At 73.0% G+C, this 6995-nt stretch carries 7 protein-coding genes; 2 read left to right on the forward strand and 5 right to left on the reverse strand.

What is annotated here, in order from left to right:
• Positions 1-278: 278 nt before the first annotated feature.
• Positions 279-1442: a glycoside hydrolase family 6 protein gene (locus ACFQ3T_RS32765; protein ID WP_380729373.1), complete on the forward strand. Its 1164-nt coding sequence runs from the start codon at positions 279-281 to the stop codon at positions 1440-1442.
• 78 nt (positions 1443-1520) lie between these two features.
• Positions 1521-1880, forward strand: coding sequence for a DUF2203 domain-containing protein (locus tag ACFQ3T_RS32770; protein WP_380729375.1), 360 nt, complete (start codon positions 1521-1523; stop codon positions 1878-1880).
• 98 nt (positions 1881-1978) lie between these two features.
• Here the strand turns inward: ACFQ3T_RS32770 and ACFQ3T_RS32775 are convergent, their stop codons facing one another.
• The 5 genes from ACFQ3T_RS32775 to ACFQ3T_RS32795 all read right to left on the reverse strand — a co-directional run bounded on the left by ACFQ3T_RS32775 (position 1979) and on the right by ACFQ3T_RS32795 (position 6750).
• The gene (locus ACFQ3T_RS32775) at positions 1979-3508 is read right to left on the reverse strand and encodes a S8 family peptidase (protein ID WP_380729377.1); all 1530 of its coding nucleotides are present in this window, start codon (positions 3506-3508) and stop codon (positions 1979-1981) included.
• Positions 3509-3604: 96 nt separating this feature from the next.
• Positions 3605-5173 carry a S8 family peptidase gene (locus tag ACFQ3T_RS32780; RefSeq protein WP_380729379.1) on the reverse strand — a complete coding sequence of 523 codons (1569 nt, stop codon included), beginning with the start codon at positions 5171-5173 and terminating at the stop codon, positions 3605-3607.
• Between the two features lie 192 nt (positions 5174-5365).
• Complete coding sequence (locus ACFQ3T_RS32785) at positions 5366-5995, reverse strand: hypothetical protein (protein ID WP_380729381.1); 630 nt, start codon at positions 5993-5995, stop codon at positions 5366-5368.
• A complete protein-coding gene (locus ACFQ3T_RS32790; RefSeq protein ID WP_380729383.1) occupies positions 5988-6428 on the reverse strand; it encodes a DUF4383 domain-containing protein in 441 nt (146 codons plus the stop codon). Before ACFQ3T_RS32790 ends, ACFQ3T_RS32785 begins: the two co-directional genes overlap by 8 nt.
• Positions 6429-6465: 37 nt before the next feature.
• On the reverse strand, positions 6466-6750 hold the full coding sequence (locus ACFQ3T_RS32795; RefSeq protein WP_380729385.1) for a hypothetical protein: 285 nt from the start codon (positions 6748-6750) through the stop codon (positions 6466-6468).
• Between the last annotated feature and the right edge of the window lie 245 nt (positions 6751-6995).

Raw genomic sequence — 6995 nt, forward strand, 5'->3', positions numbered from 1 at the left:
GGCGCGGCCTGGGCGTCCGGTGTGGACAGCGCCACCGCGGCGACGGCCGCGAGCGCGGTGCTGAGTCGTCTCACCGCCCCATCGTCGGCACCCGCGCGCGGCCCGCCGCCGCCGTTGGCCGGAAGCGGTCACACCGGCGAAAGGACCTCGCAGGTAACGACCAGGTTGCGAAACGGGGCCTCCACGCACGACGGGGGGTTGTGATCCAGCTCATCACGTCGCATGCTTGCCCGCGATATGGGAGCGCTCCCAGAAGGCGCTACGTGAGGAGCAGTCGAGTGGACATCGGAGCGAGACGACGACGCGTCGGCCTGGCCTTGGCCGCCACCGTGGCGTGCGCGCTGGCCGGAGCGGTCGCCGCCGGCGCGGAGACCGGCGCGCCCGCGGACGCCGCGGGACCGCCGCACCTGCCCAAGGGCACGTCCTTCTACGTCGAGCCGGACACCCACGCGTCCCGCCAGGCCGCCCAGTGGCGGCAGGAGGGCCGGGTCGCGGACGCCGAGCTGATGGAGGCCATGGCCGCCCAGCCGACCGCGATCTGGTTCAGCAACGCGGGCGCGGACCAGGTCCGGCAGAACGTGCGCGACGTGGTGCGGGCCGCGAAGGCCAAGGACCAGGTGCCGGTGCTCGTGGCGTACTTCGTGCCCTACCGGGACTGCTCGCAGTGGTCCGCGGGCGGCGCGCGCAGCGAGCAGGAGTACAAGGAGTGGATCGACGCCTTCGCCCAGGGCATCGGTGACGACAAGGCGGTCGTGGTCGTCGAGCCCGACGGCCTCGCGCTGCTGACCAGCGAGCCGTGGTGCACGATCGGCCCGGACGAGGAGCTGGTGCCGCAGCGGTTCCGCGAGATCAACCACGCGGTCGACGCGCTCAAGCGCGGCAAGCACACCCGCGTCTACCTCGACGCCGGGCACTCCGCGTGGCAGGCCCTCAACGACTACGACGCGGGCTACGGCGAGCCGCGCCAGCAGCTGGGCATCGTGAACCGCCTGCTCCAGGGCGGCGTCACGCGGGCGGACGGGTTCGCGCTGAACACGTCCAACTACCGCTTCACCGAGGACCTGGTGCAGTACGGCACGCGGGTGTCCAGGTGCATCTACCTGCGCACCAAGCAGGGCGCGGCGACCTGCCCGTCGAACGACGAGCTGGACGCCATCGACGTGCACAAGCCGAAGATGACCCACTTCGTGCTGGACACCAGCCGCAACGGCCAGGGCCACTACACGCCCGGCGCGGGCGAGACCGACTGGTGCAACCCGCCGGGCCGCGGCCTGGGCGCGCGTCCCACCGCGAACACCGGCATCCCGCTGGTCGACGCGTTCGTGTGGACCAAGCGCCCCGGTGAGTCGGACGGCGAGTGCCAGGGCGGTCCCGCCGCGGGCCGCTGGTGGCCGCAGCAGGCGTTGGAGCTGGCGAAGCTGGCCTCCCCGCCGCTGCGCTGACCCCGCGTGACGTGGGGCCGCCCGGTCACCGGGTGGCCCCACCGCGCGCGTTCCGGCACACCGGTAGCCTGGACGGCGATGTCACTGTTCAGCGTGCCCGAGGCCCGTGCCGAGCTGGCCAAGCTCAAGCCGGTGCTCGCCGAGATCGTCGAGGTCCGCGCCGACGCCGCCGAGCTGGCCGCCTCCCTCCACGACGGCAGCCCCACGAACCTCGGCGGCCTGCCCGAGCTGAAAGCCGCCCAGGCCCGGCTGGACGACCTGATGACGACCGTGCAGGCGACGGGCGCCGAGCTGAAGGGCTTCGCGCCGCTCCTGGTCGACTTCCCGTCCGATGTGGACGGTGTGCCGGTGCTGCTGTGCTGGCTGGAGGGCGACGAGGGCCTGACCTGGTACCACCGGGCCGACCTGGGCTTCGCCGGCCGCCGCCGCCTGCCCTGACCGACCACCCTCGGCCGGGCCACCGGACCGGTTGACGCCGGCGGGCGGTGGCCGCATCCGACCACCGCCCGCCGTCACCCTCGCCGGTCACCTCCGCGTCAGAAGGTGACGCTCCACCCGTCGATGTGGCCGGTGTCGTACGTGTAGACGTCCTTCACCTGCAACTTCCACGTGCCGTTCTTCGTCTCCGACGACGTGTTCACGGTGAACGTCTCGTGGATGCCGTCAGCCGAACCGACACCACCCGGCCGCCGCAACGAGAACACCGCGCCGCTCGGACCCACCAGGTCCACCGCCAGGTCGGCGGAGTACGAGTGCACGATGTCCACCTTCACCGCGGTCGACGCCGAACCGGCACCGTCGCAGTTCGCCACGACCACGCTCGACGTCACCGCCGCCCCGGCGTCCGGGATCGCCACGTCGTCGGTCGTCGAACCGCCCGCGCACACCGGCGGCTGGCCGCCGCCGAACGACGCCGTGTAGAGCAGCCTGTTCGGCGAGCCGGCGCCGGGGTTCCTGACCAGGTTCGGGGTCGCCGAGTCGGTCAGGGCCTTGGCCACCTGGGCCGGGGTGGCGGAGGGGTTGCCCGCCAGGTACAGCGCCGCGCCGCCCGCCACGTGCGGCGACGCCATGGACGTCCCGCTCAGGTTCGCCTGCCCGGTGTCAGCGGTGTGCGAGGCGGACGTGATGTTGTTGCCGGGGGCGAAGATGTCGACGCACGAGCCGTAGTTCGAGAACGAGGCCCGGTTGTCGTTGTGGTCCGTGGCGCCGACCGCGATCACGGTGGTGTTGCGCGCGGGTCCGGTGCCGCAGGCGTCGGCCGAGCTGTTGCCCGCCGCCACCACGAACGTCACGCCCGCCTGGTTGAGGCGGGTGATGGCCTCGTCGCCGATGCCGGGGGTGTCGAAGGTGAAGCTCCCGTTGACCACGGCGGGTTTCACCGCGTTGCGGACGATCCACTCGATGCCCTCGACGCCGTCGGAGTCGGGCGCGCTGCCGCCGCAGCCGAGGATGCGCACCGCCACCAGCTTGGTCTTCTTGGCGATGCCCCAGGTCTTGCCGCCGATCGTGCCGGACACGTGGGTGCCGTGCCCGTTGCAGTCCTGGGCGGTCGGGTCCTCGTCCACGAAGTCGTAGCCGTCGCTCGCCCGGCCCTCGAACTCGGTGTGCGTCTTGCGGATGCCGGTGTCCAGGACGTACGTGGTGACGTTGGACGCGGTCGTGTTGTAGGTGTAGCGGGTGTCCAGCGGCAGGGAGCGCTGGTCCACCCGGTCGATGCCGTACGTCGCGTTGACCTGGGTGTCGGCGACGCGGGCGGTCCCGTCCTGGTAGACCCGCCTGACCGCCGGGTCGGCGGCGAGCCTGCGGGCCTGGGCGTCGGTCAGGTCCTTGACCAGGAACCCGTGCATGGCGGCGGTGAACACGGTCTTCACCCGACCGCCGTACTTGCCGGTCAACGCGTGCGACGCGATGTCCGCCGCGCGCACGGTCTCCTTCAGCGACACCAGGAAGCTGCCCGCCACGGGGGTTCCGGCGGGCACGAAGTCGGCCTGGGCGTGCGCGGGTGGCGCGAGGCCGAGGGCGGCGAGCGCGGTGATGACCGCGACGGCCGGCAGTCGGTGTGCCATGGATTTCCTCCACGAGCGCAGGGTGGTGGCACCCGCGGCGCGGGGGGACACGCGCCGCGGGTGTCGATCATGGGGCAGGGAGCCGGGACCGGCCGGTCAGAACGCCAGGGACCAGGCGTCGAGGTGGCCGGTGTCGTACGTGTAGACGTCCTTGACCTGCAACTTCCACGTGCCGTTCTTCGTCTCCGACGACGTGTTCACGGTGAACGTCTCGTGGATGCCGTCGGCCGAACCGACACCGCCCGCCCGCCGCAGGGAGAACACCGCGCCGCTCGGACCGACGAGGTCCACGGCCAGGTCGGCGGAGTAGGGGTGCACGATGTCGACCTTCACCGAGGTCGACGCCGAACCGGCGCCGTCGCAGTTCGCCACAACCACGCTCGACGTCACCGCCGCCCCCGCGTCCGGGATCGCCACGTCGTCGGTGTTGGAGCCGCCCGCGCACACCGGGGGCTGGCCGCCGCCGATGAACCCGGTGTAGAGGAGCTTGTTCGGCGAGCCCGTGCCCGCGTTGCGGACCACGCTCGGGGTGGCGTTCGTGGTCAGGGCGGTGGCGACCTGCGCCGGGGTGGCCGCGGTGTTGGCGGAGAGGTACAGCGCCGCCGCGCCCGCCACGTGCGGCGTGGCCATCGAGGTGCCGTTGATGCTCCGGGTGCCGCCGTCGTTCCACGTCGAGGTGATGTTGGAACCCGGCGCGAAGATGTCGGTGCAGGTGCCGTAGTTGGAGAACGACGACCGGTTGTCCGAGCTGTCGGTGGCGTTGACGGTGATCGCCTCGGGCGTGCGGGCGGGCGAGGTGCCGCACGCGTCGCGGTTGTCGTTGCCCGACGCCACCGCGAACGTGATCCCCGCCGCGATGGCCCGCTTGACCGCGCTGTCCACGGAGGACTCCGCCGCGCCGCCGAGGCTCATGTTGGCCACGGCCGGCTTGACCGCGTTGCGCGCGACCCAGTCCACGCCGCCGATGATCTGCGACCACTGGCCGGTGCCCTGGCAGTCGAGCACCCGGACGCCGACCAGCTTGACGCCCTTGGCCACGCCGTACGTGGTGGAGCCGATGGTGCCGGCGACGTGCGTGCCGTGGCCGTTGCAGTCCTGCGCCACCGCGTCGTTGTCGATGAAGTCGTAGCCGTCGACGGCCCGGCCGCCGAAGTTGGCGTGCGCCTTGTGGATGCCGGTGTCCACAACGTACGCGGTGACGTTCGACGCGGTGTTGGCGTAGGTGTACTTCGCGTCGAGCGGCAGGTTGCGCTGGTCGACGCGGTCGAGGCCCCAGGTGGGGTTGGTCTGGGTGTCGGTGGCGCGCGCGATGCCGTCCTGCTCCACGTACTCCACCACCGGGTCGGCGGCGAGCCGGCGCGCCTGCTCCTCGTTCATCGCGGCCGAGAAGCCGCGCAGGGTGGCGGTGTAGGTGAGCTTGACCTTGCCGCCGTACTTGCGGGTCAGCTCGTCGGCCTTGCCGGGCGTCTGCAGCGCGGTGACCGCGCCGTCGCGCAGGACGACGATGTAGCTGTCCTTCACCGCGTCGGGCCGGTCGGCGCCGCGGATGCCGCCCGAGGGTTGCCCTTCGGCGCCGTACCCGTAGCCCACGCCGGCGAACAGCAGCGCTGCCGCCGCCAGACAGGCGGTGACGACCCGTCGCCGGGTCGAGCGATCATGTCGCATCGGTCGTTCTCCGTTCCACTCGGCCGCCCAGCAGGGGTGGTGAAGACCGGCGGCCACGTGGACCCACTTTCGGGTGACGGGGAACCTCTATCAATCCGGGTAGCGGTACGTAGGGCTACGCAAACTTAGGGCGGAGGGCTACCGGACCTCGACTGCTGCGCCATGGTCCCGTCTACCCCCGCGCCGCGCGCGTCATGCGTCGGGTGCCGTCACTGGATCGGGGGATCGTCCGCGCCGGCTGCCCTGATAGGCACGTTCCCGGGCCTTGGCGAGCACGGCCGGCGCGAGGTCGACGTCCGGCGGCCGGTTGCGGACGGGGTCGAGCACGGGCAGGTCGCGGTCGACGTCCAGCGGCCGCACGACGAGCCGGCCCACCGGCCGCCACGGCCCGCTCACCTCCAGCGTGAACCCGAGCTCGTCCGGCAGCGCGTCGAGCGCCGCGGACCTCGTCCGGCACCGGTCCGGGACGGCGGCCAGCCACACCAGCCGACCACGCCGGCGGAACGGCGTGATGCTGCCGTAGGGGCCGCTGGACCAGTTCCGCGCGAGCCGGGGCAGCACGCGGGCGAACGAGGTGGACAGCAGCACGTCCCACGGTCCGGGCAGCCGGAACGCCAACCCGAGCACGTCGGGCAGCCCGCCGGGCGTGCCGATCCCCTTGGACAGCCGGCCGACGACCTCGCTCTCCCCCACGGGCACCGGCAGGGCGGGGTCGTAGGTGGCGGTCACCGTGCCGCGGAACCACCGGCCGCGCGGGTGGAACGCCCTGGCGTCCCGCGCGGCGGCCAGCGCGCGGAAGGCGGGCGTGACGAGGTCAGGCACTGCGCGCGTTCGGGTTGCCCTTGAGCGCCAGGCCCAGCGCCACCATGCCGAGGCCGAGGCCGAGGTGCAGCCAGTCGTCGGCGGCGTTGAGCGGCACGAAGTTCGCCCCGCTGTCCTTGTGCACGACCAGCCCGTAGACCCAGAGCAGGAGGTACACCGCGCCGCCGGCGACGAGGTACGCGCGGGCGGACGACGCGGCCCGTGCCGCCACCAGGCCCACCGCGCCGAACAGCAGGTGCACCAGGTTGTGCAGCACCGACACCTGGAAGACGCCGAGCAGGTGCGCGTGCGACTCCGGTCCGGCGAACGCGATCCGGTCGAGGTCGGCGGTCAGGCCCGGCACGAAGCCGAGCACGCCGACCAACAGGAACACGACGGCCACCGCCATCGCCGCCGCGCGCACCGGGTGCGGCAGGCGCGTGGTCGCGCTCATCGGGATCACCTCGCCTGGGACGGTGGTTTCCGCTCGGCTACCCCTCCGTCACCGCCCGAAACGGCCCCTGCCCGGCCCTTCCCGACCGCTCACCACCGACCTCACCGACGTCACCGCTCGCCGCCGCCCTCGACCGCGGACCCGTCAGCAGCAGAACCGTCAGCAGCAGAACCATCAGCCGCCGCCCCACCGGTGGACACCGCAGCACCGTCACCATTGGCCGCCGCACCCGCGCCCGTCGCCCCATCGCCACCAGCCGCAGCACCCGCGCCCGTCGCCCCATCGCCACCAGCCGCAGCACCCGCGCTCGTGGCGCCGTCACCACTCGCCACCGCACCGGCGACCGCCGCCCGGTCACCACTCGCGACGGCACGGCCGGCCGCGAGCGGCCCGTCACCGCTCACCACCCCGCCGACCGCCACCCCGCCGCTCGCGGCCACCGGCCCGTCACCGCTGACCACGCCACGCCCCTTGACGATCCCCCCGTCACGGCCCGCCGCACCACCACCGGAAGCCCGCTCCCCCGCAGCCGCCCCACCAGCACCCGCGGCCCGGCCACCCGACGCG

The sequence above is a fragment of the Saccharothrix hoggarensis genome (genome assembly GCF_042678885.1).
Classification (GTDB): domain Bacteria; phylum Actinomycetota; class Actinomycetes; order Mycobacteriales; family Pseudonocardiaceae; genus Actinosynnema; species Actinosynnema hoggarensis.

What these genes read in the sequence shown, in the direction of transcription:
- ACFQ3T_RS32770 (WP_380729375.1), top strand. Translation starts at nt 1,521, where the DNA reads ATGTCACTGTTCAGCGTGCCCGAGGCCCGTGCCGAGCTGGCCAAGCTC.
- ACFQ3T_RS32775 (WP_380729377.1), bottom strand. Translation starts at nt 3,508, where the DNA reads ATGGCACACCGACTGCCGGCCGTCGCGGTCATCACCGCGCTCGCCGCC.
- ACFQ3T_RS32780 (WP_380729379.1), bottom strand. Translation starts at nt 5,173, where the DNA reads ATGCGACATGATCGCTCGACCCGGCGACGGGTCGTCACCGCCTGTCTG.
- ACFQ3T_RS32790 (WP_380729383.1), bottom strand. Translation starts at nt 6,428, where the DNA reads ATGAGCGCGACCACGCGCCTGCCGCACCCGGTGCGCGCGGCGGCGATG.